This is a genomic window from Methylococcus capsulatus str. Texas = ATCC 19069, from assembly GCF_000424685.1.
In the GTDB taxonomy this organism is placed as follows: domain Bacteria; phylum Pseudomonadota; class Gammaproteobacteria; order Methylococcales; family Methylococcaceae; genus Methylococcus; species Methylococcus capsulatus.
The window spans coordinates 144,044-167,861 of the sequence record NZ_AUKJ01000021.1 but is presented as its reverse complement, the minus strand read 5'-3'; the positions used below and the strand labels follow the sequence as shown (position 1 = coordinate 167,861).

At 64.2% G+C, this 23,818-nt stretch carries 23 protein-coding genes, 1 tRNA gene and 2 pseudogenes; 16 read left to right on the top strand and 10 right to left on the bottom strand.

Annotation, left to right across the window (positions count from 1 at the left end; all coding sequences use genetic code 11):
* The 5 genes and pseudogenes from H156_RS0110310 to H156_RS17355 form a co-directional block, all read right to left on the bottom strand.
* Nucleotides 1–408, bottom strand: a pseudogene (locus H156_RS0110310) (transposase); the annotation flags it as partial.
* A gap of 80 nt (nt 409–488) precedes the next feature.
* Nucleotides 489–1,343, bottom strand: coding sequence for an EAL domain-containing protein (locus H156_RS0110305; protein WP_017364323.1), 855 nt, complete (start codon nt 1,341–1,343; stop codon nt 489–491).
* A gap of 215 nt (nt 1,344–1,558) precedes the next feature.
* Nucleotides 1,559–2,575 carry a sulfate ABC transporter substrate-binding protein gene (locus H156_RS0110300; RefSeq protein ID WP_017364324.1) on the bottom strand — a complete coding sequence of 339 codons (1,017 nt, stop codon included), beginning with the start codon at nt 2,573–2,575 and terminating at the stop codon, nt 1,559–1,561.
* A 68-nt stretch (nt 2,576–2,643) separates the two neighbouring features.
* A complete protein-coding gene (locus tag H156_RS0110295) occupies nt 2,644–4,263 on the bottom strand; it encodes an OprO/OprP family phosphate-selective porin (RefSeq protein WP_017364325.1) in 1,620 nt (539 codons plus the stop codon).
* A 126-nt stretch (nt 4,264–4,389) separates the two neighbouring features.
* Complete coding sequence (locus H156_RS17355; RefSeq protein WP_017364326.1) at nt 4,390–4,575, bottom strand: YezD family protein; 186 nt, start codon at nt 4,573–4,575, stop codon at nt 4,390–4,392.
* Nucleotides 4,576–4,735: 160 nt separating this feature from the next.
* Here H156_RS17355 and H156_RS0110285 point away from each other — a divergent pair, with 160 nt between their 5' ends.
* The 5 genes from H156_RS0110285 (at nt 4,736) to H156_RS0110265 (ending at nt 8,609) form a co-directional block, all read left to right on the top strand.
* Complete coding sequence (locus H156_RS0110285) at nt 4,736–5,758, top strand: MraY family glycosyltransferase (RefSeq protein WP_017364327.1); 1,023 nt, start codon at nt 4,736–4,738, stop codon at nt 5,756–5,758.
* A 27-nt stretch (nt 5,759–5,785) separates the two neighbouring features.
* The gene (locus H156_RS0110280) at nt 5,786–7,609 is read left to right on the top strand and encodes a polysaccharide biosynthesis protein (protein WP_238536791.1); all 1,824 of its coding nucleotides are present in this window, start codon (nt 5,786–5,788) and stop codon (nt 7,607–7,609) included.
* 77 nt (nt 7,610–7,686) lie between these two features.
* Nucleotides 7,687–8,115, top strand: a complete 429-nt coding sequence (rplM, locus tag H156_RS0110275; protein ID WP_010960215.1) for a 50S ribosomal protein L13 — start codon at nt 7,687–7,689, stop codon at nt 8,113–8,115.
* A gap of 16 nt (nt 8,116–8,131) precedes the next feature.
* Nucleotides 8,132–8,524 carry a 30S ribosomal protein S9 gene (gene rpsI, locus H156_RS0110270; RefSeq protein WP_010960216.1) on the top strand — a complete coding sequence of 131 codons (393 nt, stop codon included), beginning with the start codon at nt 8,132–8,134 and terminating at the stop codon, nt 8,522–8,524.
* A gap of 11 nt (nt 8,525–8,535) precedes the next feature.
* A tRNA-Gln gene (locus H156_RS0110265) sits at nt 8,536–8,609 on the top strand.
* A gap of 123 nt (nt 8,610–8,732) precedes the next feature.
* On the opposite strand, the gene H156_RS17040 is transcribed toward H156_RS0110265, so the two are convergent.
* Entirely contained in the window at nt 8,733–8,903 is a 171-nt protein-coding gene (locus H156_RS17040; RefSeq protein WP_154656707.1) for a hypothetical protein, read from the bottom strand.
* A gap of 72 nt (nt 8,904–8,975) precedes the next feature.
* On the opposite strand from H156_RS17040, the pseudogene H156_RS16050 reads away from it, so the two are divergent.
* Nucleotides 8,976–10,181 (top strand): annotated as a pseudogene (locus H156_RS16050) (IS3 family transposase).
* A gap of 83 nt (nt 10,182–10,264) precedes the next feature.
* Here the strand turns inward: H156_RS16050 and H156_RS0110250 are convergent.
* The 4 genes from H156_RS0110250 to H156_RS0110235 form a co-directional block, all read right to left on the bottom strand.
* Nucleotides 10,265–11,794 (bottom strand): AAA family ATPase, encoded by a 1,530-nt coding sequence (locus H156_RS0110250; protein WP_010960218.1) that lies wholly within the window; start codon nt 11,792–11,794, stop codon nt 10,265–10,267.
* Nucleotides 11,795–11,951: 157 nt separating this feature from the next.
* Complete coding sequence (locus H156_RS0110245; RefSeq protein WP_017364331.1) at nt 11,952–12,329, bottom strand: cupin domain-containing protein; 378 nt, start codon at nt 12,327–12,329, stop codon at nt 11,952–11,954.
* 86 nt (nt 12,330–12,415) lie between these two features.
* Nucleotides 12,416–12,994, bottom strand: coding sequence for a beta-class carbonic anhydrase (locus H156_RS0110240; protein WP_017364332.1), 579 nt, complete (start codon nt 12,992–12,994; stop codon nt 12,416–12,418).
* 34 nt (nt 12,995–13,028) lie between these two features.
* On the bottom strand, nt 13,029–13,673 hold the full coding sequence (locus tag H156_RS0110235) for a DUF938 domain-containing protein (RefSeq protein WP_010960221.1): 645 nt from the start codon (nt 13,671–13,673) through the stop codon (nt 13,029–13,031).
* A gap of 225 nt (nt 13,674–13,898) precedes the next feature.
* On the opposite strand from H156_RS0110235, the gene H156_RS0110230 reads away from it, so the two are divergent.
* From H156_RS0110230 to H156_RS0110185, 10 genes are all read left to right on the top strand, one after another.
* Nucleotides 13,899–15,545 carry a sigma 54-interacting transcriptional regulator gene (locus H156_RS0110230; protein WP_017364333.1) on the top strand — a complete coding sequence of 549 codons (1,647 nt, stop codon included), beginning with the start codon at nt 13,899–13,901 and terminating at the stop codon, nt 15,543–15,545.
* Between the two features lie 191 nt (nt 15,546–15,736).
* Nucleotides 15,737–16,015, top strand: coding sequence for a phosphopantetheine-binding protein (locus H156_RS0110225; protein ID WP_017364334.1), 279 nt, complete (start codon nt 15,737–15,739; stop codon nt 16,013–16,015).
* On the top strand, nt 16,015–16,689 hold the full coding sequence (locus H156_RS0110220; RefSeq protein WP_017364335.1) for a COG4648 family protein: 675 nt from the start codon (nt 16,015–16,017) through the stop codon (nt 16,687–16,689). Before H156_RS0110225 ends, H156_RS0110220 begins: the two co-directional genes overlap by 1 nt.
* 19 nt (nt 16,690–16,708) lie before the next feature.
* On the top strand, nt 16,709–18,040 hold the full coding sequence (locus H156_RS0110215) for an AMP-binding protein (RefSeq protein WP_026045809.1): 1,332 nt from the start codon (nt 16,709–16,711) through the stop codon (nt 18,038–18,040).
* Nucleotides 18,037–18,342 (top strand): ApeI family dehydratase, encoded by a 306-nt coding sequence (locus tag H156_RS0110210; RefSeq protein ID WP_017364337.1) that lies wholly within the window; start codon nt 18,037–18,039, stop codon nt 18,340–18,342. Before H156_RS0110215 ends, H156_RS0110210 begins: the two co-directional genes overlap by 4 nt.
* Nucleotides 18,339–19,286 carry a lysophospholipid acyltransferase family protein gene (locus H156_RS0110205; RefSeq protein ID WP_010960225.1) on the top strand — a complete coding sequence of 316 codons (948 nt, stop codon included), beginning with the start codon at nt 18,339–18,341 and terminating at the stop codon, nt 19,284–19,286. Before H156_RS0110210 ends, H156_RS0110205 begins: the two co-directional genes overlap by 4 nt.
* 5 nt (nt 19,287–19,291) lie before the next feature.
* On the top strand, nt 19,292–19,873 hold the full coding sequence (locus H156_RS0110200) for an outer membrane lipoprotein carrier protein LolA (RefSeq protein WP_238536792.1): 582 nt from the start codon (nt 19,292–19,294) through the stop codon (nt 19,871–19,873).
* Nucleotides 19,870–22,245, top strand: coding sequence for an MMPL family transporter (locus H156_RS0110195; RefSeq protein WP_017364339.1), 2,376 nt, complete (start codon nt 19,870–19,872; stop codon nt 22,243–22,245). The genes H156_RS0110200 and H156_RS0110195 overlap by 4 nt, the downstream gene beginning before the upstream one ends.
* Nucleotides 22,242–23,054 (top strand): polysaccharide deacetylase family protein, encoded by an 813-nt coding sequence (locus tag H156_RS0110190; RefSeq protein WP_036246374.1) that lies wholly within the window; start codon nt 22,242–22,244, stop codon nt 23,052–23,054. The genes H156_RS0110195 and H156_RS0110190 overlap by 4 nt, the downstream gene beginning before the upstream one ends.
* The gene (locus H156_RS0110185) at nt 23,051–23,776 is read left to right on the top strand and encodes a class I SAM-dependent methyltransferase (RefSeq protein WP_017364341.1); all 726 of its coding nucleotides are present in this window, start codon (nt 23,051–23,053) and stop codon (nt 23,774–23,776) included. The genes H156_RS0110190 and H156_RS0110185 overlap by 4 nt, the downstream gene beginning before the upstream one ends.
* The last annotated feature ends 42 nt before the right edge of the window (nt 23,777–23,818 follow it).

Sequence of the window (23,818 nt, the reverse complement as noted above, 5' to 3'; positions counted from 1 at the left end):
CGATTTCTTCGTTCTCGGCATTGCGCTTGGCGCTGTACCGATAACAGGTTCCGCTGACCTGAAATGTCGCGCAGGCAAGGCGGATTGACACCCTGTGCCCGCTGACAGCACGCTTGGCCATCTCACGGAGGTGAGATGGCCTCACCACTTTTTTGAAATCGCCTCCTGAAGAATGTCGGCCTTCAGGCGCTCCTCCGCGTACATCTTCTTCAGCCGGGCATTCTCGGCTTCCAGTTCCTTCATCCGGGCCATCATCGACACGTCCAGGCCGCCATGCTTCGCTCGCCACTTGTAAAACGTCGCCGTGCTGATCCCCAATTCCCGGCACGACGCCTGCGCCGACAGCCCAGCTTCAACCCGCTTCAGCGCCTCGATGATCTGGCTGTCCGAAAACTTCGGCTTCTTCATGCAGAACTCCCCATTAACGAGAAAATTCTACTTCTGAACCCCTTCATTGGCCGGGGGGATTACCGGGTCGCCGACGGGGATCAAGCGATGGCGTAATCGGGTTCGCGTTCCCCGTATTCCAGCCGTTCGTAATAGCCGCCCTTGACCAGGTCGGCGCCGACGATCCGGGCCAGTGCGGCGTCGGCTTTCGTTTCGACGCCTTCCAGCAGAAACTGGGTATCCAGTCCACGCATGACGGCGGGTAGGCTCTGGCTCCTTTTCGCCCATTCCGGTCGTGTGTTCGGATGCGCGAAGAAGGCGGTGTCGAGCCGCACGAAATCCGGCGCGAAGCGATACAGGAATTCGATGCAGTAGCGCTCGAGGAAGGCGTAGTCGGCGTGCTCGTCGAACTTGATGGCCGTGCCGTAGCCGTGATCGCGGTAGCTCTTCAGCCCGTCCAGCAGGCGGACGAACTGGCGGTCGTAGACCGGCGTCACCTGTACGGTGATGACCACCCGGCGCGGCGACAGCCCGCAGCGGAAGATCACGTCTTCGAAGTAGGCGCCGTGGTTGCGTTTCACACCCAGGATGTGGCGCGGGTGGACATGCAGGAACAGACTGCCGTCGTCATGGGCGATAGGCAGGAAATTCAGCATGTGAATGGTGCGGCAGAGCCGGTCCAGGTTGACCACCGGCGGACCGTCGTCGGCGAGGGCGTAGACCTGTTCGGTGCTGTCACCGGATGTTGCGGTCTGGGCGGCCTTGAGCGATGCGTCGTAGCCGACCACCATGGAAGGCGCATGGGTCAACCGGATCGGGTGCAGTTCCGTGCTCAGGCGGACGTCGCCGAACCGGCCTTCGACGCGGTCGCCGTGGAGTTCCAGGGGATTTTCCGAGAGCAGTTGCTCTTCCTTGAGTTTTTGATTGAAGCAATTGACGAGTTCGAAAAGTGGCATAGTCGGTGTCCTCGCTAGACTGATTTCGTCAGGTGTCCGGTGGTTCGTATCGTTCCGACGGGTGCATTCGAGGCGCGGATGCGGGCTTCATCTGGATCTGACATCGGGTTGTGCGGTTCATCGCGTTGGCTCTTGTCTGGGGTTGAACGGGCGGCGGGATAAAGGTGCGCTCCGGTGACGGGTGCCGAACTCCGGGGCGCCCGGTACTACGGCCGTCACTTGGCGCTGTAAATTTGGTCGAAGACGCCGCCGTCGGCGAAGTGGATCTTCTGCGCCTTGCCCCAGCCGCCGAACAATTCATCGATCGTGAACAGTTGGATGGGGGCGAAATCCTTGGCGTGTCTGGCCAGTACCGCCTGGTCGCGTGGCCGGTAGTGGTGCTTGGCCGCCAATTCCTGGCCTTCCGGGCTGTAAAGGTAGTCCAGGTAGGCTTTGGCGACGTCGCCGGTGCCGCGCTGGCGGACGATGTCGTCGACGACGGTGACCGTGGGTTCGGCCAGTATGCTGATGGAGGGTGCGACGATCTCGAAGTTGTCGGCGCCGTACTCTTTCAGGATGAGGTAAGCCTCGTTTTCCCAGGTGATCAGCACGTCGCCGATTTCCCGTTCGGCGAAGGTGATGGTCGAGCCGCGGGCGCCGGTGTCGAGCACGGCGGCGTTCTTGTAGATCTTCGCGACCAGGTCCCGCGCCGCCTGCTCGTTGCCGTACTTCTTCAGGGCGTAGCCCCACGCGGCCAGGTAGTTCCAGCGCGCGCCGCCCGAGGTCTTCGGGTTGGGCGTCACTACCGATACGCCGGTCTTGGCCAGATCGTCCCAGTCTTTGATGCCCAGAGGGTTGCCCTTGCGCACCAGGAATACCATGGTGGAGGTGTAGGGGGCGCTGTTGTGGGGCAGCTTGGCTTGCCAGTCCGCCGAGATCAGCTTGCGCTTCTCGTGCAACTGGTGCACGTCGTAGGCCAGAGCGAGGGTGACGACATCGGCGTCCAGTCCGTCGATCACCGCCCGCGCCTGCTTGCCCGAGCCGCCGTGCGACTGGCGGATCTCGAGCGTCTGGCCGGTTTTTTCCTTCCAGTGCTTGGTGAAGGCGGCGTTGTAATCCTGATAGAACTCGCGGGTCGGATCGTATGACACGTTGAGCAGGGTCAGGTCCGAGGCCGGGGCCGTGCCGGCACCGAATAGTGCTGCGAGCGCGAGCAGGGATGCGCCTGCGCCTGCCTTGATCGAGAGTTTCATGTGGTATTCCCCGATTGAATGAACAAAGCTCCCAGACCCGGCATCGAGATGCCGGGTACGACGCCGAATCAGAACGAAACCTGGATACGGGTGTCGAAGACTTTTTCCGTCGCCCGGTCGACTACGTCGTTGGTGAGCGTGCCTTTGGAGTCGTAGACTCCGCCACCGCCCTGGAAGGACGTCTGGTTGTAGTCGGCCATGATCTTGACGTTCTGGTTGAGCCACCAGTTGATGCCGATCGACCAGTTGGTTGCGTTCCGGACCGCCTGGCGGGGATCGGCGAAGGCATAGATCGGCGTCGAGCTGCCCGGCTTGGCGACGTTCCGGAAGACGTCACTGTCAAAGGCGATTTCGGTCCAGCGCGCGGCGGCCTGCCAGGCGCCCCATTTCCCTTCGAAAGGGTTGAACGCATGCCGCGGCCGCACGCCCTGGAAGGTGTTGTCCTCGCCGGTCAGCACGTAGGATGCAGTGACGTTCCAGGCATAGTCGTTTTCGATGGTCGAGTACTTGGTTACGGTGTGTGGTCCCGTGCCGGTGTTCACCGTGCTTTGGTTGGCCACGCCGGCCTGCGAAAACGCATACTCGCCGATCAGGCCGAATGGTCCCCAATACCAGTAAACCTGCGGATAGATACGGTACTGGGTGCCGTCGATACGCGCTGCCGATGCGTACTTGAACATGGTTTGCTGGCCGGCTGTGGCGTAGGTCGGCGTCGCCGAATCATTGGGGTGGCCCCAGGATCCGCCGATGCCGACGCCCAGTCCTTCCACGGCGTCAAGGCCGGCGCCCTTGAAAGGATGGGCGAAGATGCGGGCTTCCACCTGTTTTCCATCCGTGGTGGGGCTGTCGATGTTGCCATTGTTGACCGTGCCATCGAAGATGCCCACCTGATAGGCAAGAAACTCCGGAAACTGGTACAGGTTGTAACTGCGGGTGGATTCGGTCTCCCACGGGCCGTCGAATTCGCCATGCAGCATGGCGCCGATGTCGCGGTTGGGGGCGAGCTGGGTGGGGAAACCGCGCTCCAGGAAGGTCAGGGCGGAGGCGCTCTGCAAGCGCTCCAGGCTGATGGGAGCCTTGAACTTGCCCGCCGCCAGGCTGGCCGAGCGGAAATAGCGCAGGTCGGCATATGCGTCGAACAGACGGGCCGCGCCCATGCCGAAGTCGGGCATGATGCGCCAGTCGATGTCTTTCCAGAGGGTGCCTGAGAAGATGGGGCGGACACGCCGCATGATGAAGCGGTTGACGAGACCGTCGCCGTTGACATTGTTCGGATCCTCGTCGTCTACGAAATAATAGCCGTCGGCCTGTACCAGTCCGCGGAAATTCAGCTTGAAATTGCCGTCCTTGCTTTCAACGTTGAGTCCTTGCGTGCCGACCTCGACGTTCGGCAGTTTGGCCCACTTGCCGTCGGAGACCTCTTTGTCCACTTCCAGCTTACGCTCGATGAGTTTGACTTTCTGGTCGATCTTTTTGATGTCGGGCACGGGAGCCGCGGCGGCCGCAGTCGTCTGTTTGGCCGAGGCTGCTTCCAGCGCATGCAAAGCCTTTTCCAGCTTCGATTCCAAGTCGTGGACACGCGCTTCCAGAACGTCCACGCGGTCGTGTTGGGTTTTGGCGTTCAGATTCGGAGCGTTGAGGCTCGTCAGCGTCGTCACTGCAAGCGTCAGGGCTTTTTTTCTGTACATCGGGAAGTTTCTCCGTTCGTCGGCTCGGAGAACTTCCGGTGTTCCGGTCAGTTCCGTAGCAAATTCATGTTTTAGTTATACTGATGTGCCTCCGGAAGGCCGGTGGGCAGGGCGATCGGAGTTCATTCAGACCGCGGTTTGGGGCCGGAATTTCTCCCGCCTTTCGATCTGCACGATGCGCCCGTCGTGCACGGTGATCTCCACCGAGCCGAAGCGGATGCCGCTCAGCGCCTCGACGATCTGGGCGGCCTGCGTGTCCGGCGTTGCGGAGGCTGGTTCGGATGGCGGTGTTTTCTGCGAATGCTGGGTCACGATGGATTCCTCCCTTCCTGTGTAGGAGCAGACGCTCGTTGTTCGGATGGCGCCAGTGTATGCACGTCTTTATATGAATAGAAAGAATAAAAATAAATATATATATATCTATATTTTTTAGTGTCTGCTGTCTTTCCGATTCCAGTTTGATTCGTTCTTCATGTCTGTTTCGTCCTCGATCGCCGGTTTCCTGGGCGTATTCGCCCTGTCCCTGGGGCTTACCGGAGCCGTTCTGCGATACGCGCGACGGCGCCTGCTGGATGTTCCCAACGCCCGCAGTTCCCACCGGGTGCCGACGCCGCGGGGTGGCGGTCTGGCCATCGTGTTGGCGCTGTTGGGGGGGGAGGTCTACTGGCGCTTGGTCGTCGGGGAGTTCGCCGTCGGCTTCGCTGTCTTGGCTGGCGGCGTCCTGGTCGCGGCGGTGGGCTTCTGGGACGACCATGGCCATCTGTCCGCCCGCTGGCGCCTGCTCGCCCATCTGGCGGCGGCGGCCCTTGCCGTGGCGAGCCTGCCGGGCGACATGCCTTTACGGTTGGGACCCGTTTCGCTCGGTTCCGGAGCCTTCGCCGATTTCATCGGCGTGCTGGTCATCGCCTGGATGCTGAACCTTTTCAATTTCATGGACGGCATCGACGGTCTGGCCGGGCTGGAAGTGGTCAGTGTGGGAGCCAGTGCCACGCTCTTGCTTTTGTTATCATTGCCTTCAGGCGGTGCGCTGCCCGTCGCGCCCGGTCTGTTGGCTGCCGCTACCCTGGGTTTTCTGGCGTGGAACTGGCCGCCGGCGAAGATTTTCATGGGCGACGTCGGCAGCGGCTTCGTAGGCTATCTGCTGGGCTGCGAAGCGATCGCGACAGCGAAGACCGGGACGCTGGGCCTCGCGGTGTGGCTGATTCTGGCGGGGGTGTTCGTAGTGGATGCCAGCTTCACGTTGGTTCGCCGCATGACCGGCGGCCAGCGCTGGTACGAGGCGCATCGCTCGCATGCCTATCAACACGCTGCGCGGAGACTGGGGGGACACGCGCCGGTCGATCATCGCGTCCTGGCGATCAACCTGCTGTGGCTGCTGCCGATGGCAGGGTTCGTGGTCTGGAATCCGGCCTTGGAACTGCCCTTGCTGATACTGGCTTATCTGCCGCTGCTCTGTCTGGCGATCCGCCTGCGAGCCGGCCAACCCGAGCTTTGATCTGTGATTCGAGCACACCTTGACAAGTTGCGTTCGCGCACTGTCATTTTCCTGCACGACCTGCTGATGGTGCCGCTGGCATGGTTCGGCGCCTATTGGTTGCGCTTCAATCTGTCCGAAGTGCCGGAGCCGCACCTGAGCGTCGCGATCAAATGGCTCCCTCTCGTGGCCGTGATCCAGGGCGCGGTGTTCCGCCTGTTCGGCCTGTACCGGGGCATCTGGCGTTTTGCTTCCATGCCCGATCTCCTTCGGATCGCCAAAGCTTCCGCCAGCGGCATCGTCCTGATCGTCGCGGCGCTTTTCTTCCTGGAGCGGCTGGACGCCGTGCCACGTTCAGTCATCCCGCTCTACACGTTGCTGTTGGTTCTGTTTTTGTCGACGCCGCGCGCCTTGTACCGGATGTGGAAGGATCGCTCCGTGCACCTGATGAACGGACGCCGCGCCCTGATCGTGGGAGCCGGCAAGGCCGGCGAAACCCTGGTGAGGGACCTGCTGCGCAGCAGCGAATCGGCTTTCGCACCGGTGGCATTCGTCGATGACGACCCGCACAAGCGTGGCTGGGAAATCCATGGTGTGCGGGTGCGCGGTTCCTGCGACCGTATCCCTGCGCTGGCCGAAGAACTGGACATCGAGGCCATCCTGATCGCGATGCCATCGGCCGGCGATCGGGACATGCGCCGCATCGTCGAGATCTGCGAGACGACCGGCCTGCCGTTTTTGACGCTGCCGTCGGTGCAGGAGATGTGGGGAGGGCGGGTGTCCGATGCCTTGCGGGACGTGTCCATCGAAGACCTGTTGGGTCGCGCCCCGGTGAGGCTGGATTCCGCCGAACTGGCCGGTTACCTCGATGGCAAGTGCATCATGGTGACGGGGGGGGGCGGGTCCATCGGCTCGGAGCTGTGCAAGCAGATCGCGCGATTCTCGCCGGGACGTCTGGTCGTCTTCGAACACTGCGAATTCAATCTGTATCGCGTCGAGCTCGAACTACGGCAGGCCTTTCCCGACATGGCGATACATGCCGTATTGGGAGACGTCACCGATGCCGCTTCGGTGAGACGGGCGATCGACGTCCACAAACCGGCCATCATCTTCCATGCCGCGGCTTACAAGCACGTGCCCTTGCTGCAGCAGCAGGTCCGGGAAGCGGTCTTCAACAACGTGATCGGGACGCGCACGGTGGCCGAAGTCGCGGTCGAGCACGGGGTCGGCGAATTCGTGCTGATCTCCACGGACAAAGCGGTCAATCCCACCAACGTGATGGGTGCCACCAAGCGTGCCGCCGAACTGGTGGTTCAGAGTTACAACGGTCACACGGCGACGCGGTTCATCACCGTGCGTTTCGGCAACGTGCTCGGCTCGGCAGGCAGCGTGGTGCCGCTGTTCCGCGAGCAGATCCGTAACGGCGGGCCGGTTACCGTGACGCATCCGGAAGTCACGCGGTTTTTCATGACCATTCCCGAAGCTTGTCAGCTCATCATGAAGGCGGCCGCGACCGGCCAGGGGGGGGAAGTGTTCGTGCTGGACATGGGGGAGGCCGTCCGCATCGGCTACCTGGCCGAACAGATGATCCGTCTCAGTGGCAAACGCCCAGGGACGGACATCGCCATCGAATACGTCGGCCTGCGGCCCGGCGAAAAAATGCATGAGGAGCTATTCCTCGGCTTCGAAAAGCTCCAGCCGACCAGTCATGCCAAGCTGATGCTGGCCCAGGCGCCGCCGTGTGACCGTTCTCTCGTCGCGGCCCGGATCGCCGCGATGGAGGCAGCCTGCCGCAGTTTCGACCAGGACGGGGTCTTTCGGGAACTGTGCCATCTGGTGCCGGAATACCGTGACGCAGGGTCCGGAAGCTGAAAATGTGCTTGTATTTCAGTGGCCGCTTGGATAGAATTGCGCGCTTTGATTGGGGCGCCAGAACGGAGCGTAAAAAAATGAAAACCTTTAGCGCAAAGCCGGCTGAGGTTAAACGCGACTGGTATGTCGTCGATGCCGAAGGCAAGACGCTGGGTCGTCTGAGCACGGAAATCGCGCGTCGCCTGCGTGGCAAGCACAAGCCCGAGTATACGCCGCATGTCGATACCGGCGACTACATCGTGGTCGTCAATGCCGAGAAAGTGCGCGTGACCGGCAACAAGGAACAGGATAAGATTTATTACAAACACACCGGTTACATCGGCAACATGAAGTCGATCAGCCTGGGCAAGCTGCGTGACCGCCGTCCCGAACTCATCATCGAAACCGCGGTGAAGGGCATGCTGCCGAAGAACCCCCTGGGCCGGGCGATGTTCCGTAAACTGAAGGTCTACGCCGGGCCGAGCCACCAGCACCAGGCGCAGCAACCGAAACCTCTCGAAATCTAACGAACGACTCAGGCACATGGCACAGACCCAGTACTACGGCACGGGCCGCCGCAAGAGCGCGATCGCCCGTGTCTACACCCGGACCGGCACCGGCCAGATCCGCATCAATGACAAATCGCTGGAAGAGTATTTCGGCCGCAAGACGGACCGTATGATCGTCATGCAGGCATTGGAAGCGGTCGAAATGACCGATAAGCTCGATGTCAACGTCAAAGTCATTGGCGGCGGACCTTCCGGTCAGGCCGGTGCCATTCGCCATGGTTTGGCTCGCGCACTCATCGAACTGGATGAGGCCATGCGTCCGGTGCTGCGCAAGGCCGGCTACGTGACCCGCGATGCGCGCGAGGTCGAACGCAAGAAAGTCGGCCTGCACAAGGCACGTCGCCGCCCGCAGTACTCCAAGCGTTAACCGAGTTCTGCTGGGGGATCGTCTAGCGGTAGGACAGCGGACTCTGACTCCGTCAACCGTGGTTCGAATCCACGTCCCCCAGCCAATGAAATCAAGCCCTTACGCAAATGCGAAGGGCTTTTTCATTCCCGGTGTCAACCAAGTGTCAACGCACTTATGTAAGGCCGCGCGCGATTTGGCACAGATTTGCCCGACTATTGGCATAGCCCTAACCGCGGTTCCTGATGATCAACGCCTCGAATAGCGCTCGATCCTTGCCAAAGGAGTAGCGGATGCCGATGCGTCCCAGGGGCAGCCCTTCAAATGCCTCCCGCATCTCCGGGATATCGTTCACCGAGATCACCATACTGCCCTGGATCGTTCTGGCGAGCTCTGCCATCCGTCGTATGACCCTGCCCCTGCAAAGTGGAGTGCTTAGCCCTTGTTGAAAATGTCGACAAGGACAGAAGCGATGAGTGACAAGCAGGTGCGTGCGCAGTACACGCGGGAGTTCAAGCTGGAGGCGGTGCGGCAGGTGCGCGCCGGGCAGGCGATAGAGGTGGTGGCCAAGGTCTTGGGCATCCCCAAGGCGAGTCTGGGCAACGGGGTGCGGCTGGCTGGCAAGGGCGGGCTCGGCGGTGTGGGCGGCGCAGACAAAGCCGATCGGGTCTCGCCCGGGCAGATGGAAATCGCCCGGCTGCGCGCCGAAAACGCCCGCCTTCGCATGGAGCGCGACATCGCAAAAAAAAGCCGCGGCGTACTTCGCGCAGGACACGCTGCGAGGTACGCCTGGATTGACCCAATGAAGCGCTGCTACCCGGTGAGCCTCTCCTGCGAGGTGCTGGAGGTCAGCGCCAGCGGGTATTTCAACTGGCTGCGCCGGCAAGAGGATGGACAGGGCCGCAGCGACCCTGCCCAACGTCACAGCGACGAAGCCCTGCTGGCGCACATCCGCGCCATCCACGCCGAGGTCAAGGGCGAATACGGCTGGCCGCGCATGCACAAGGAGCTTGTGGCCCGCGGCATCCGGGTGGGCAAGGAGCGGGTTCGCCGGCTCATGCAGCGCCACGGCATCCGGGCCAAGACGCCCCGCCGGTTCGTCGTGACCACCGACAGCGCTCACAGCCTGCCGCTGGCCCCCGACCTGGTGCAGCGGCGCTTTACCCCCGAGGCGCCCCATCGGCTCTGGAGCGGCGACATCACCTACATTGCCACCGACGAAGGCTGGCTGTACCTGGCTGCGGTCATCGACCTCTTTGCTCGCCAGGTGGTGGGCTGGAACCTGCAGGAGCGCATGCACAGGGGCTTGGTCAAGGATGCCCTGGCCATGGCGTGATGGCGCCGCCGCCCGCCGCCTGGCCTGATCTTCCACAGCGACCGGGGCATCCAATACGGCAGCCATGAGTTCCAGCAGGCCCTCAAGGACTGGGGCATGCGCTCATCGATGAGCCGCAAGGGCAACTGCCGGGACAATGCCCCGACCGAGAGCTTTTGGGGGCGGCTGAAGGCCGCCAGCGTGCACGGGCACAAGTTCGCCACCCGCGAGCAGGCCCGGCAGGCCATACTGGACTGGATGGCTTTCTACAATCACCGCCGGCTGCATTCGTCGCTGGGCTACCTCAGCCCGATGCAGTTCGAGCAACGCTGGTACGAGGCACAGCGCAAAAATGCCGCGTGAGCCGGGGGTTGAGAACTCCACGAAACAGGGGCAGGGTCAATCCTTGTGGCGGTGAACGGAGACCGTTCCCAGCTCTTCCCGGCTCAGTGCGCAAACTCCGCGGGCGAGGCGCGCACGGCGCGGTTGTAGGCCCAGCTCCGGATGTGGTCGACCTGTTCCTTCATGGTCTTGGACAGCGGCACGATCTTGCCGGCGGCCCGCAGCAGGTCTTCCACCGTCACTTCACGGTTGTCGAGGTGGGCGGTGGTCAGGGCCGAAACCACACACTGTTCCACCTCTGCGCCGACCCAACCCTTGGTGATCTTGATGAGGCGGGTGAGGTCGAACGGGGTGGTGTCGATGCCGCGGCGCTCCAGGTGGATGCGGAAGATTTCGACCCGCTCGTCGTCCAGCGGCAGGTCGACGAAGAAGATCTCGTCGAAACGGCCCTTTCGGGTCATTTCCGCTGGCAGCAGGTCGATGCGGTTGGCGGTGGCCGCGACGAACAGGCCGCTGGTCTTTTCCTGCATCCAGGTCAGGAAGAAGGCGAAGATGCGCCCTTGTTCGCCGGCGGACTCGGTGGAGTTGACGCCCATCTCGATTTCGTCGAACCACACCACGGCCGGTGCGATCTGTTCCAGCATGCGGCAGGCTGAGACGAAAGCGCCTTCCGCGCTGCCGTGACGGCCGGAGAAGATTTCGGTCATGTCGATGCGGTAGAGCGGCAGGCCGAAGGCGGAGGCGATGGCCTTGACCGAAAGGCTCTTGCCGCAGCCGGAGACGCCCATGATGAGTACGCCCTTGGGCACGATCTCGGCGCTGATGCTGTCACGGAGCTGGAACAGTTCGCGCCGCTCCATCAGCCATTTCTTCATGATCTCCAGGCCGCCGACGCTGGCGATCTGGGTGCCGTCGGCGACGTACTGGATCATGCCGGTGCGGTTCACCAGCAGGCGCTTTTCCTCGTACAGTGCGGGCAGGGAATCCGCTCCCAGGCCGCCGCCCGCGGCCAGGGCGCGGCGGATGGCATGGCGCGACTCGTCGAGCGTCAGGCCCTGCAGGGCCCTCGCGATCTGCGTCAAAGTCGCGTCGTCGGTGTCTGCACTGCCGCCCAGGGCCTTGACGGCATGGACTTCTTCGCGGAGGAAGCCGATCAGTTCGGCCAGATCCGGCAGCGTCAGCTCGATGTACATGATGCTGCGGCCGAGCTCCTCGGGGATATATCGGACCGGGGAGGAAATGACGACGAACTTGCCCTGGTCGAAGCAGGCGCCGTACAGGTCGCGCAGGCGGCGGCGGATGTCGGCCCGCTCGCGCAGGGGCTCGTGGAAGTCTTTGAGGTGGAACAGGGCTGGTCCTTGGTAAGCGGCGATGAAATCGAGCGCGGCGCGGGGGTCGGAAGCCGAGGCGTCGACCGCGCCGTCGTCGCAACGCAGGCCTTCGGTCAGGCTCCAGGTCCAGACCGGCACTTTCGTACTGAAGAAGCGCTGCGCGGCGTCTTTGAGGAGACGCTCGACGCGCTGTTCCTCTGACGAGCGAATGTAGCTCAGCGGCCGCGCGGATTCGACGATCTCGCGCAATGCGGCGATGGAACGGCTTTCGGATGGGTTGTGTGGCGTGTTTGAGGAATTCATCGACGGTGTTCTGGCTTGAAGAGGCAAGGCACACGCGGAGTGCCCGGCAAAGAACGGCGGATCGCCGGGCCAGGCGGAGCCATGCGAGATGATACACCAGCGCGTGTGCCCGGCGGCATGCCGCCGGGCACGGGGGTTCAGCATCGGGGCGGGGATCTCATTTGACCGTGCCGAGTTCGAAGATCACCAGTTCGGCGTCGCTGCCTCCGATGTTTTCGACGGTCATGGCACTGCCGGTTTCCCAGAACACGTCGCCGGCACCGTAGTCATGTCTTTGACCCGCGTCTTCCACCCGCAGCCGGCCCTGGAGTACGTAGCGCGGGCCGGGGCCATCGTGGGTATGAATCGGCGTCTTGTAGCCCGGCGGAAACCGGACGCGGATGAGACGGGTGTCGACTGTGTTGGCGGGGAGGGTGACGGTCTTCTGCAGCAGAAGCTGCCGCGCGGCTGCCGGCGCCTCGGTGGCGAGTGCGGTACCGAGGCACGGCAGTCCCAGCACGGAGACAAGGCTCAGACAAAAACGCTTTCTTGACATGATTGGCCTCTGCGAAGAAAGGGAGGCGTCCTGCCTGGGGGCGAAAGCCGGGGCCGGGCGGCTCCGGCTTTCGAGGTCGCCACGGCCTAAGCGGCTTTGCCCGCGGCCGTGGCCTCTGGCACTTCGACCAGCCGGCCGGTGCGGACGTCGTAAATGTAACCGTAGATCGGGATGTCGGCGGGAACCAGGGGATGACGGCGGATGCGTGTCACGTCCTCCAGCACGCTTTGCTGCTGGTTCGCGATCGTCAGCCAATTGATGTACTTGCCCTCGGTGCAGCCGGGACCTTCACAGCAGTCGTGCCAGCCGTTCGCGTCGATCGTTGCGGTCTTCAGACTGCTGGCGAGGAGGTCGTTCATGATCTCGTTGGTGAAGGTTTCCATTCCGCAGTCGGTATGGTGGATCACGAACCATTCGCGGGTGCCCAGCAGTTTGTAGGAAATGACCAGCGAACGGATGGCATCGTCGCTGGCACGCCCGCCGGCGTTACGGATGACATGGGCATCGCCTTCGCTGAGACCTGCATACTTGGCCGGGTCCAGGCGCGCGTCCATGCAGGTCAATATAGCGAAACGCCTGCCGGGCGGCATGGGCAGACCGCCCTTGTCGAAAGTGGACGCATAGCCCTGGTTGGCTGCCAGTACTTCGCTGAGAATCTGTGACATCGTGTATATCTCCTCTGGGTTGTGTTTCAAGGGCTCAGGCCCGGCGGTAGATCAAGGCAAAGTCATTGGAAGGCATATCGATCTCGTCGTCCAGCCGCATGCCATGCCGGCCCGCGGCGCGGTCCAGTTCGGCGATGTCCTTCAACGACCACCCTTCTTCTCCGGTCGACCGCAGCAGGCGGTCGAATTCTTCATCGAAGTCGGAGGCGAACCGACCGTAGTCCAGGAACGGACCATAAATGAACAGGAAGCCGCCGTCCGCCAGTATCCTGGAACTGCATGCCATGATCCCGCCGACGATCGATACCGGCGCGACCTGGCAGACATTGATGCAGTATATGGCGTGGAATTTTTCGCCAGCCGGCCAGGTCTCGGGCTGCGTCAGGTCTAGCCGCCGCGGCCGGGCGACGTTGCTCAGGCCGCTTTGTCGGGTCCGCTCTTCGATGTGAGGCAGCAGATCTTCATCACTGTCCGAAGGATGGAACGTGAGGTGGGCGAAATGTTGCGCAAAATAATGCGCATGCATGCCGCTGCCTGCCGCGAATTCCAGCACGTCGCTTTTGTCTCTGGGGAAGACGCCTTTCAGTACGTCGAGGATGGCATCGCGGTTCCGGTAGCCGGTCCAGGCCATATAAGGGCTGAGCGGGTGGGGATCGAGCGGTGGTCTCTCTGAGTACATAGGGTCGGGATTCTCCAGCGAAAACTGAACGAGCGACTGCGAACGGCGCTGGGTATGCCGGCTCGGGCTCCCGGGGCGTGCGCGTCAGCCGTTTTGCAGATGGTGTGCCAGATCCGTTCACGAATGAAATCATTTGCTTATGAAGCAAAAGACGGTCGTGGACAGAAAACGGATTTCAATGGTTGAAATCCGTTTTCACGCCGGCTCTCGTGACGTGCTAGTCTTATGCCTTTCCGCAGCGAGTCAGCAGGTGGGTTCGGAGGCTGCAATAGGGCTGACTCCCTACGCACACCTCTTTTTTTCGGTTCATACATGCAGGGCACGAACTTTTCCCAACTGACTCCTGTCCGGTTTCTGCAGACTTTCGTTCTGGAACTGATGCATGTCTGCGAGGATGCCGGGCTGGCGCCTGCCGAGCGCCTGATCGATCGGATCGCGCGCAGCGCAGGTCGGTATTTCGAGGAGGCCTTCCGGGAGGAATATGCGGTCGAGGGCGCCTTGGACCCTGAACGTTACGCGGAGCTGATCGTGGGATTGAAAAACCACATCGGCGGCCAGTTTTCGCTGGTTTCGCGGGAAGCCGGGTGCATCCGCCTGACGAACCGGCGCTGCCCGTTCGGTGAGGGCGTCAAGAATTCTCCGGAGCTGTGCCGGATGACGTCCAGCGTATTCGGCGGGATCGCCGCCCGCAATTTTGGCTACGCCAAAGTGACGCTGGCCAGGCGCATCGCCCTGGGCGATGCCCGTTGTGAAGTGCACGTCCACCTCGACCCCCAGACCGCCAGGAACCTGGAAGGGACCGAGTACCTCGCGCCGCCAGCCGGCGACCGGCGTACCATCGACGAGCTGCAGGCGCGCATCGACGAGCAGATGCACCGGATCTGGTGCCAGATGAACAACCACCGGCCTTCCCGCGAGGCGGTCCGGCCTCCCACCATCGTCGCCCGGTCGCCGGCCATGCAGGCAGTGTTGCATGCGATCGAAACGGTTGCCCCCACGCCGGCCACGGTGCTGATCCATGGCGAAACCGGTGTCGGCAAGGAACTGGTGGCACGGGCCATCCACGCCATGAGCGAGCGCTGCCAGGAGTCCTTTATCGCGGTCAACTGCGGCGCGATTCCCGAAGGGATCGTGGAGAGTGTGCTGTTCGGCCATGAGAAGGGCGCCTTCACCGGGGCGGTCGAGGTTCACCACGGCTATTTCGAGCGGGCCGACGGCGGCACGCTGTTCCTGGACGAGGTGGACGCGTTGACGCCGGCCACCCAGACCCGCTTGCTGCGGGTCATCCAGGAAGGGGAACTGGAGCGCGTCGGCGGGCACAAAACGCTGGTGGTGGATACCCGCATCATCTCCGCTACCAATTGCGACCTCGAAAAAGCCGTGGCCGAAGGCCGTTTCCGGCAGGACCTCTACTATCGGCTCAACGTGGTCAGGATCGTGATTCCACCGCTGCGTCAGCGGCCGGAGGATGTGCCGCACCTGGTCGGGCTGATACTCGAGCGTCTGAGCCGACGCTACGGGAAACCGGTGAATTCGGTGAGTCCGGAAGTCATGAGCAGGCTGCTAGCCTATGCCTGGCCCGGCAACGTGCGTGAGCTGGAAAACGCACTGGAAAAGGCGATGCTGTTCGCGCAGCCGCCGGAGATCACCGAGGTCCCCCTGCCGGACACCGATCCGGTGGTCGGAGAGCAGTCCTGGAAGGCGCTCCGCAGGCAGACGCTCGAGCGTCTCGAGCGGTCCTATCTGGAGCAGGCGCTGCGACGCGCCCGGGGCAGCGTGAATGCGGTTGCCGAATGGATGGAACTGACACCGCGGGCGGTGTACCTGAAACTGAGCGCCTATGGCGTAGACCCCGCCAAATTCCGCGGCTGACGGTCGTCATCGGCCGTGGGCGACCGGTTCCGGCGCGTCCGCCTCGGGGGCGAAGGTCGGTCTGGCATCGCTTGTGCTTGCGATCGTGGGGGGATTCCCCGGTCATGCAAAATCCCGCGGGAAACCCCTATAATCTCGACTCCTTTTGGTTCGAACAGCTTATGTCTCATCCCTCATTGAATCACGCAAAGATGGCGACGAGGATCCAGGACGAAACGCTCGAGCGCGAAGTGGCGGATCTGGTCATCTCCACCTTGAACCTGGATGTGAGCCCGGAGTCGGTCGATCCCGAAGCACCGCTGTACCGCGAGGGGCTGGGGCTGGATTCGATCGACATCCTGGAGATCGCATTGGTCGTTTCCAAGCGTTACGGGTTCCAGTTGAGAGCGGACAATGAAGACAACGTCCGCATTTTCGGTTCGCTACGCAGTCTTTGCCAGCATATCGCGGCCAACCGCGTCGAATGCTGATGCTCCGGACGCGGTTGCCCCTATCCTGGTTCTTCGCCGGTTTCGCCCTGGTGGCGTATGCCGCGGTCAATCATCACCTCACGGCCGTTCATCCGGGAAGTTCGCTGGTGGCATGGCTCCCTCTTGCTCCGGTTGCGATGGCGGCGGCGGCTGTCGCCTGGCGGTCACGTTGGCGCTATTCGCTGGTCGGGGCCGGGATCGGCCTGCTGGTGCTGCTGTGGTTGTCTCGGGACCGGCTGGCGCCGGGCGACAAGGTGCTCTATGCCTATCTTGCCGAGCATGTCGGCATCAATCTGATCCTGGGCTGGGGATTCGGCAGTACGCTCCTGGGGGGGCGCGAGGCGTTGTGCACGCGGTTCGCCCGCTCGGTCCACGGTGCCCTGCCTCCCGAGGTGGAGCGGTATTCACGCGCCGTGACGGTGGCCTGGACGGTTTTTTTTGGAGGCGTCGCGGCCGTTTCCGTGCTGCTGTTTTTCGCGGCTTCCGTCCACGCCTGGTCGATTTTCGTCAATTTCATGAACCTGCCGCTGGTGGTGGCGATGTTCGTGGCGGAATACCGCCTCCGCCGGCGGGTGCTTCCAGATTTCCCTCATGCCCCGATTCTGAGCGGTTTCCGCTCGTTCACGGCAGCGTCCAGGCCCGGCGGGGCCGTCGTGGAATCGGGACGGGGATGAACTCCGGCGTATGCGGGGCATGGCCGATTTCCCTTTCCTGACACATCCGTCCCTGGATGACACGGTGGCCTTCCGGAAGGGAGGTGCGATAACCGTCCGTGAATTTCTCGGCGAGGCTGCGGCCCTGGCGGGGCGGCTGCCGGAGCGGCCCTACCTACTGAACGACTGCGCGGACCGTTACCGCTTTGCCGTGGTATTCGCCGCGGCCTTGCTGCGCCGGCAGGTCACCCTGTTGCCGCCGACCTTGACGTCGGAGACCGTACGGCAACTGGCGGCTTCGTTCCCCGGCCTCTATTGCCTGACCGATGATCCGGGCCGCGCAATGGATGTGCCCGTCTGGCCGTATCCGGAGGACTTGATCCCGCTGGCCGTGGACCGAATACCGGTGCCGGCTGCCAGTCAGATCGCGGCGGTCGCCCTCACTTCGGGTTCCACGGGCACGCCGGTGCCGCATGCCAAGACCTGGGCGAATCTGGCACGGAGCGCCCGCGCCGAGGGCGAACGGCTTGGAATCACACCAGGGCGTCACACCGTGCTTGGCACCGTGCCGGCCCAGCACATGTACGGATTCGAATCCACGGTGCTGTTGCCGCTCCAGAACGGCGCGGTGTTTTCCGCCGCCCGCCCGTTCTATCCGGCGGACGTGTGCGCGGAAATCGCGCAGTTGCCGGGCGCCGTGGTTCTAGTCACCACGCCTTTCCACCTGCGTGCGCTGCTGAACATCGATGGGAACCTGCCGTCCGTCGAACTGCTGGTTTCGGCCACCGCGCCCCTGGCGCCGCAACTCGCCCAGGCCGCCGAAGTCCGTTTCGGCGCGCCCCTGCTGGAAATCTACGGCTGCACCGAAGCCGGCCAGCTCGCGACCCGACGTCCGGTCGAAGAAGCGGAGTGGAAGACGTATCCGGGCGTATCCGTCATCCGGGCGAAGGACGGTTTCCGGGTGCGTGGTGGTCACGTCGCCGGCGAGGTGAGACTGGACGATGTGCTGGCACTGAAGTCCCCGCATCGCTTCGTCTGGCTCGGGCGTTCCGGCGACATGATCAACATTGCCGGCAAACGTACCTCCCTGGCGTATCTGAATCATCAGATAACCTCGATACCCGGTGTCGTCGACGCTGTTTTCGTGATGCCGGACGAGGATTCGCCGGCGGGGGTGACCCGCCTGATGGCCTATGCCGTCGCTCCGGAACTCACCCATGCGGGCCTGATGCAGGTTCTCCGGCAGCGGCTCGATCCCGCTTTCCTGCCGCGTCCCCTGTATCTGGTTTCCAGCCTTCCCCGCAATACCACGGGGAAACTGCCCCGAACGGCCCTGGACGCGTTCTCGGTCAGCCTGAAGGAGGCCTCGTGAGCGTTGTCGGGGGCACCGTCGGGTTCCGGATGGCGGACGACCACCCCGCCTGCGACGGCCATTTCCCAGGGTTTCCGGTGGTGCCAGGCGCTGTGTTGCTGGATGAAATCCTGAGCCGGCTCGAATCGGCGCTCGCCATCGATCTCTGCGACCGTCGTCTGGCGGTCGCCAAATTCCCGGCGCCGCTTGCGCCCGGTGCCGAGGTATCGCTGGATTACCGGCTGGACGAGCGGGGCGCCGTCCGGTTCAGTCTCACTCGGGATGGCCGCACCATCGCCAGCGGAACCCTGGATCTCCGATGAGCGATCCGTCCTCGCAGCGCGGGCCGGCCACGGCTCCGCACTGGGCGGACCGGCCCGAGCGCAGCAACCTGTTCTTTTTGCGGATCATGGCATGGATTTCGCTGCGGTTGGGACGGCGCGCCGGGCGCCTGATCCTCCACCTCATCGTGATCTATTTCCTGCTGTTCGCGCCCAGCGCCCATCGTGCGTCACGGAACTATCTGCGCCGCGCGTTGGAGCGGGCTCCCGGCCTCTCCGACTGCTACCGCCACTTCTTCCGCTTCGCGGCGACCATCCACGACCGTGTGTATCTGCTGAACGGTGAGTTCGGCCGGTTTGACATCCGTATCGTCGGTGAGGAAGTGATGGAGCAGGTTCTGGCGGACGGACGGGGCGCGTTTTTGCTCGGAGCACACTTCGGCAGTTTCGAGGTGCTGCGGGCAGTGGCCCGGCAGCGTCCCGGTCTGGAGTCCGCAATGGTGATGTACGAGGAGAATGCCCGCAAGATCAACGCCATGCTGGCAGCCATTGCGCCCGGCCGCGGCGGCGAGGTCATTCCGCTGGGAAGGCTGGATTCCATGTTGCGCCTGCGGGAGGCGCTGGACCGTGGCAAGATCGTCGGCATGCTGGGCGACCGGACGCTGGGCTCCGAACCCGCCCGGCCGTTGTCGTTCCTGGGCGAGACGGCCTATTTCCCGACCGGCCCCTTGCGGATGGCCGCTCTGCTGAAACGGCCGGTCCTGCTGATGGCCGGAATCCATCTGGGCGGAAACCGCTACGAGCTGCATTTCGAGAGGCTCGAGGACTTCTCCGACGGTTCCGGTGACCGGTCCGAGGCGCTGGCGGATGCCCTGCGGCGTTATGTGGAACGGCTGGAAGGACTGTGCCGGACGTATCCTTACAACTGGTTCAATTTTTTCGATTTCTGGGCCGCAGGGCAGGCTCGGACCGGGCGCGCAGGTTAGGGATCATGGGATTTCGTTCGGGAGTCACCGCCCTCGGCTTCATGTTGAGCTGCGCCGCCACGGCGGCGCATGCCGGGCCCTGGGGCATCGTCCAGCTCATGGAGGCTCTCGCCGCCAAGCATTCCGGCCGGGCCGAGTTCGTGGAAAAGAAGTACGTCTCGGTACTGACGGCACCGGTGGAGTCCTCCGGCGAACTGTCGTTCGCCGCGCCGGACCGACTGGAGAAGCGGACGGTCCAGCCCTTGGACGAGCGGCTGGTGCTGGAGGGTGACCGGCTCAGCCTGGAACGGGGCGGCAAGCGCCGCAGCGTGGGGCTGGATGAATATCCCGAAATCGCCGCCCTGGTGGGCAGCATCCGCTCCACGTTGATGGGCGACCGCGCCGCCCTGGAAAAAATCTATCGTCTGTCGCTCAACGGCGACGCCCGCCGCTGGACGCTGCTGTTGGTGCCTTCGACTCCGGCGGTGGCCGACCTGGTTGCCTACATCCGCATCGGCGGTTCGGAAGGACTCGTCGACCGGGTCGAAATCCATCAGCCCGGCGGCGATTATTCCGTGATGTCGATCCGGGAGATGCCGCAGCGATGACCGTGACGCGGCGCTGGCCGCTCTTCGTCTGGCTCGTGTCGCTCGGCGTATTCGCCGTTGTGGTGGGCCGCATGCGGCTCGCAACCGATCTGTCGGCGTTTCTCCCGAGTCGCCCGAGCGCGAGCGAGCAGCTCCTGATCGACCAGTTGAAAGAAGGACCGGCCTCGCGGCTGGTTCTGATCGCCGTCGAGGGCGCGACCGATACCGCCCGCGCCCTTATTTCCATGCGCATGGCGGGCTGGCTCCGGCAGGATTCGGCCTTTTCGGCGGTGAGCAACGGTGCGGCGGCCGAACGCGAGGCGGAGCGGCAACTGCTGTTTCGCTGGCGTTACCTGCTGAGTCCTTCCGTGACGCCGGAGCGCTTCACGGTGGAGGGCCTGCACCGGGCCGTGCGTGCTTCCGTCGACCGGCTCGCCTCTTCGGCGGGATTGATGACCAAGGCCTTGCTGCCCAGCGATCCGACGGGCGAACTGCTGGACATCCTGGAGCGGATGGAGGTCGAAGCGGGTCCGGAAACCGCCGGCGGGGTGTGGGTGTCGCGGGACCGCCGGCGTGCGCTGCTGCTCGCTCGGCTCGGAGCCCCGGGATCGGACACGGATGCCCAGGAGCGGGCGCTCGCGTCCATACGCGCCGCGTTCGCCGCAGCCGCCGGGGAGGCAGGGGTGACGGATGCCCGCTTGATCCTGTCGGGACCCGCGGTTTTCACCGTGGAGGCGCGGGACCGGATCAGGGGCGAGGCGGTCCGCCTGTCGGTGGCCGGCACGGCCCTGGTGGCCGTCTTGCTGCTCGCCGTGTACCGCTCGCTGGCGGCGCTGGTGCTTGGCCTGGTACCGGTGGCGACCGGGGCTTTGGCCGGCATAGCGGCCGTGAGTCTGGGTTTCGGCATGGTCTACGGCGTCACCCTCGGGTTCGGCGCGACGCTCATCGGCGAGGCGGTGGACTATGCCATTTATCTGTTCGTCCAGGCCGGCGAGCGGCGGCGGGAGGAGGCGGACAGAGACAACTGGTTCGACCTGTACTGGCCGACCATCCGCTTGGGGGTCCTGACCTCCGTGTGTGGCGCCCTGCCTTTGGCCTTGTCCGGCTTCCCCGGTTTCTCCCAGCTCGGCGTCTATTCGATCGCCGGGCTGCTGGCCGCGGCGGCCGTCACCCGCTGGGTATTGGCGGGATTGTTGCCTCGGGGTTTCCGGATTCGCGATCTCGGCCGGACGGGGGAGGCGCTGGTTCGCCTGATATCCCGGCTGCGCCGGTTGCGGTGGCTGGTGCCGGCGGCGGCAGCGCTGGCCTGCGGGAGCCTTTGGCTGCACCGCGACGGCGTTTGGAACGAGCAGCTCGGCGCGCTCAGTCCGGTCCCGCTCGAAGCGCAGCGGCAGGACGCCGAGCTCAGGGCCGATCTGGGTGCGCCGGACGTGGGTTGCCTGGTCGTGGTAGGGGGACGGGACGCCGAATCCGCCTTGCAGGCCGCGGAGCGGGTATCGTCGCGTCTCGCGGTACTGGTCGGGGAAGGCGTCATTGCCGGCTTCCAGAGCCCGTCCAACTATCTGCCCAGCCTCCAGACCCAGCGTCTGCGGCGCGCGGCCTTGCCGGAAGACGGCGTGTTGCGCGAGCGCTTCGCTGCGGCGGTTCGGGGAGTGCCGGTACGTCCCGAAGGTTTCGGGACATTCTTCGCCGACGTGAAGGCCACCCGCGCGGCGCCGCTGCTGAGAGCCGAGGACCTGCGGGGTACGCGCTTCGCGGTCGCGGTGGATTCGTTGCTGGTGCGGGGCAGCCGGGGGTGGACCGCCTTGCTGCCGCTGCGCGCTTCCGCGGAAGCGTCCGGGTCGGGTGTGGACGCCGCCAGAATCCGTGCCGCTTTGTCCGACGTTCCGGATGCCGTCTTCCTCGACCTGAAAACGGAGACCGACACCCTCTATCAGCGCTATCTGAGCGAGGCGACCCGGCTGTCGGCCGGCGGTGCGGGGGCGGTCGTGCTGCTGTTGGCGTTCGCCCTGGGTTCGCCGCGGCGGGTACTGCGGGTCTGCTTGCCGCTCGCCGCCGCGCTGGTCATGGTGATCGCGGTGCTGGTGGTGGGTGGGCACCGGCTGACCATGTTGCATCTCATCGGAATGATGCTGGCGGTGGCAATCGGTTCCAATTACTGCCTGTTTTTCGATCGCCTCGCCCAGGCCGGAGCCATTGGGGGGAGCCGGGCGGGGAGGACGTTGGTGTCGCTCGTCCTGGCGAATCTCGCTACGGTGGTCGTGTTCGGTCTGCTGGCCGGTTCCTCGGTGCCGGTATTGAGCGCGATCGGTATGATGGTGGCGCCGGGTACTTTCCTGGCGCTGGTGATTTCGGCGACGTACTGGAAACCGGACGCGGAGTGCGCGGCATGAAGTCAGGGCAGGGCGGGCGCTGGACGCCCTCTGTCGGCATCAAGGCGTCCGTGGGTCTCCATGCGGCCGCGGCGGGGCTGGCTCTATGGCGACCCGAGGACTGGCCCTGGGCGCTGGGGGCGGTCGCCGTAAACCACATCCTGTTGACGGCGGCGGGGCTGTGGCCGCACAGCCGCGTGCTCGGCCCGATCATCACGCGCTTGCCGGAGGAGGCCGCGGCGCGCGGCGAGGTGGCAATCACCGTCGACGACGGGCCCGATCCGGAGGTGACGCCGCAGGTGCTGGCGATCCTAGAAGCCTACGGCGCGAAAGCCACGTTTTTCTGCATCGGCCGCAAGGTCAGGGAACACGCTGTGCTTTGCGCGGAGATCGCGGCCCGGGGCCATGCATTGGAGAACCACAGCTATAGTCACAGCCATACGTTTTCGTTGTGCGGGCAGCGCGGCTTCGAGCGCGAACTGCGTCTGGCACAGGAGGCGCTCACCGCGGCTTGCGGGACACCGCCCCGGTTTTTCCGGGCGCCCGCGGGATTGCGCAACCCCTTGCTCGATCCCGTCCTGGCCCGGCTGGACCTTTCCCTGGTCAGTTGGACCCGCCGCGGTTTCGACACCCGCCGCCGCCGGCCGCAAAGCGTGCTGGCTTCACTGACCCGGCAACTGCGGGCCGGAGACATCCTGCTGTTGCATGACGGCAACGCCGCGCGCACCGACGGCGGTTGCGCCGTCATTCTGGAAGTGCTGCCGCCGCTCCTGGACGCCATCCGGGAGCGCCGGCTCGAACCTGTGACCCTGCGCACCGCCTGTCCATGATTCACCCGTTCAAACGGCTGCTCGTCGAAACCGCGGCCGCGCCTTACCGCCGGACGGGGCGTTTCGCCTGGCATTTCGCCCGCGGCAAGCTCACGGCCGACCCGGTCTTCATGGCTTTGTTCGAACGCGATCTACTGCCGAAGCGGGGAAGGCTGCTGGACCTGGGTTGCGGCCAGGGGCTCGTGGTCTCACTTCTGTTGGCCGGGCGCTCCCTCCAGGAGGCGGGTCTCTGGCCGCCGGACTGGGCGCCGCCGCCACGGCTCGACGGCGTGCGGGGCATCGAGCTGATGCCGGCCGATGTCGCCAGGGCCAGACAGGCGCTGGCGGAGCGGGCCGAAATCGTCGAAGGCGACATCCGCTTTGCCGACTTCGGCATGGTCGATGCCGTGGTGGTGCTGGACGTGCTGCATTACATGGCGTATCCGGATCAGGAAACCGTGCTGCGCCGGATTCGCGACGCTTTGACGCCTGGCGGCGTGCTGCTGCTGCGGGTAGGGGATGCCGAAGCCGGGCTGCCGTTCCTGGCGAGCTTCTGGGTCGACCGGCTGGTGACGTTCCTCCGCGGACATCGCCTCCCGGCGCTATACTGCCGCCCGTTGCGGGCTTGGCGCAGTCTGCTGGAAGACCTCGGCTTCAGCGTGGAGGCCATTCCGATGAGCGAAGGAACGCCCTTTGCCAATGTATTGCTGGCGGCAAGGAAGGAAGATGTTCACCGGGCATGACGATGTTGCTTTCTCCGTGTCCCTCCGCCAATTTGCGGCAAC

Bases quoted from the DNA above. Each gene is read 5' to 3' on its own strand.
- H156_RS0110305 (WP_017364323.1), bottom strand. From the start codon at position 1,343: ATGCCACTTTTCGAACTCGTCAATTGCTTCAATCAAAAACTCAAGGAA.
- H156_RS0110300 (WP_017364324.1), bottom strand. From the start codon at position 2,575: ATGAAACTCTCGATCAAGGCAGGCGCAGGCGCATCCCTGCTCGCGCTC.
- H156_RS0110295 (WP_017364325.1), bottom strand. From the start codon at position 4,263: ATGTACAGAAAAAAAGCCCTGACGCTTGCAGTGACGACGCTGACGAGC.
- H156_RS0110285 (WP_017364327.1), top strand. From the start codon at position 4,736: ATGTCTGTTTCGTCCTCGATCGCCGGTTTCCTGGGCGTATTCGCCCTG.
- rplM (WP_010960215.1), top strand. From the start codon at position 7,687: ATGAAAACCTTTAGCGCAAAGCCGGCTGAGGTTAAACGCGACTGGTAT.
- rpsI (WP_010960216.1), top strand. From the start codon at position 8,132: ATGGCACAGACCCAGTACTACGGCACGGGCCGCCGCAAGAGCGCGATC.
- H156_RS17040 (WP_154656707.1), bottom strand. From the start codon at position 8,903: ATGGCAGAGCTCGCCAGAACGATCCAGGGCAGTATGGTGATCTCGGTG.
- H156_RS0110250 (WP_010960218.1), bottom strand. From the start codon at position 11,794: ATGAATTCCTCAAACACGCCACACAACCCATCCGAAAGCCGTTCCATC.
- H156_RS0110245 (WP_017364331.1), bottom strand. From the start codon at position 12,329: ATGTCAAGAAAGCGTTTTTGTCTGAGCCTTGTCTCCGTGCTGGGACTG.
- H156_RS0110240 (WP_017364332.1), bottom strand. From the start codon at position 12,994: ATGTCACAGATTCTCAGCGAAGTACTGGCAGCCAACCAGGGCTATGCG.
- H156_RS0110235 (WP_010960221.1), bottom strand. From the start codon at position 13,673: ATGTACTCAGAGAGACCACCGCTCGATCCCCACCCGCTCAGCCCTTAT.
- H156_RS0110230 (WP_017364333.1), top strand. From the start codon at position 13,899: ATGCCTTTCCGCAGCGAGTCAGCAGGTGGGTTCGGAGGCTGCAATAGG.
- H156_RS0110225 (WP_017364334.1), top strand. From the start codon at position 15,737: ATGGCGACGAGGATCCAGGACGAAACGCTCGAGCGCGAAGTGGCGGAT.
- H156_RS0110220 (WP_017364335.1), top strand. From the start codon at position 16,015: ATGCTCCGGACGCGGTTGCCCCTATCCTGGTTCTTCGCCGGTTTCGCC.
- H156_RS0110215 (WP_026045809.1), top strand. From the start codon at position 16,709: ATGGCCGATTTCCCTTTCCTGACACATCCGTCCCTGGATGACACGGTG.
- H156_RS0110205 (WP_010960225.1), top strand. From the start codon at position 18,339: ATGAGCGATCCGTCCTCGCAGCGCGGGCCGGCCACGGCTCCGCACTGG.
- H156_RS0110200 (WP_238536792.1), top strand. From the start codon at position 19,292: ATGGGATTTCGTTCGGGAGTCACCGCCCTCGGCTTCATGTTGAGCTGC.
- H156_RS0110195 (WP_017364339.1), top strand. From the start codon at position 19,870: ATGACCGTGACGCGGCGCTGGCCGCTCTTCGTCTGGCTCGTGTCGCTC.
- H156_RS0110190 (WP_036246374.1), top strand. From the start codon at position 22,242: ATGAAGTCAGGGCAGGGCGGGCGCTGGACGCCCTCTGTCGGCATCAAG.
- H156_RS0110185 (WP_017364341.1), top strand. From the start codon at position 23,051: ATGATTCACCCGTTCAAACGGCTGCTCGTCGAAACCGCGGCCGCGCCT.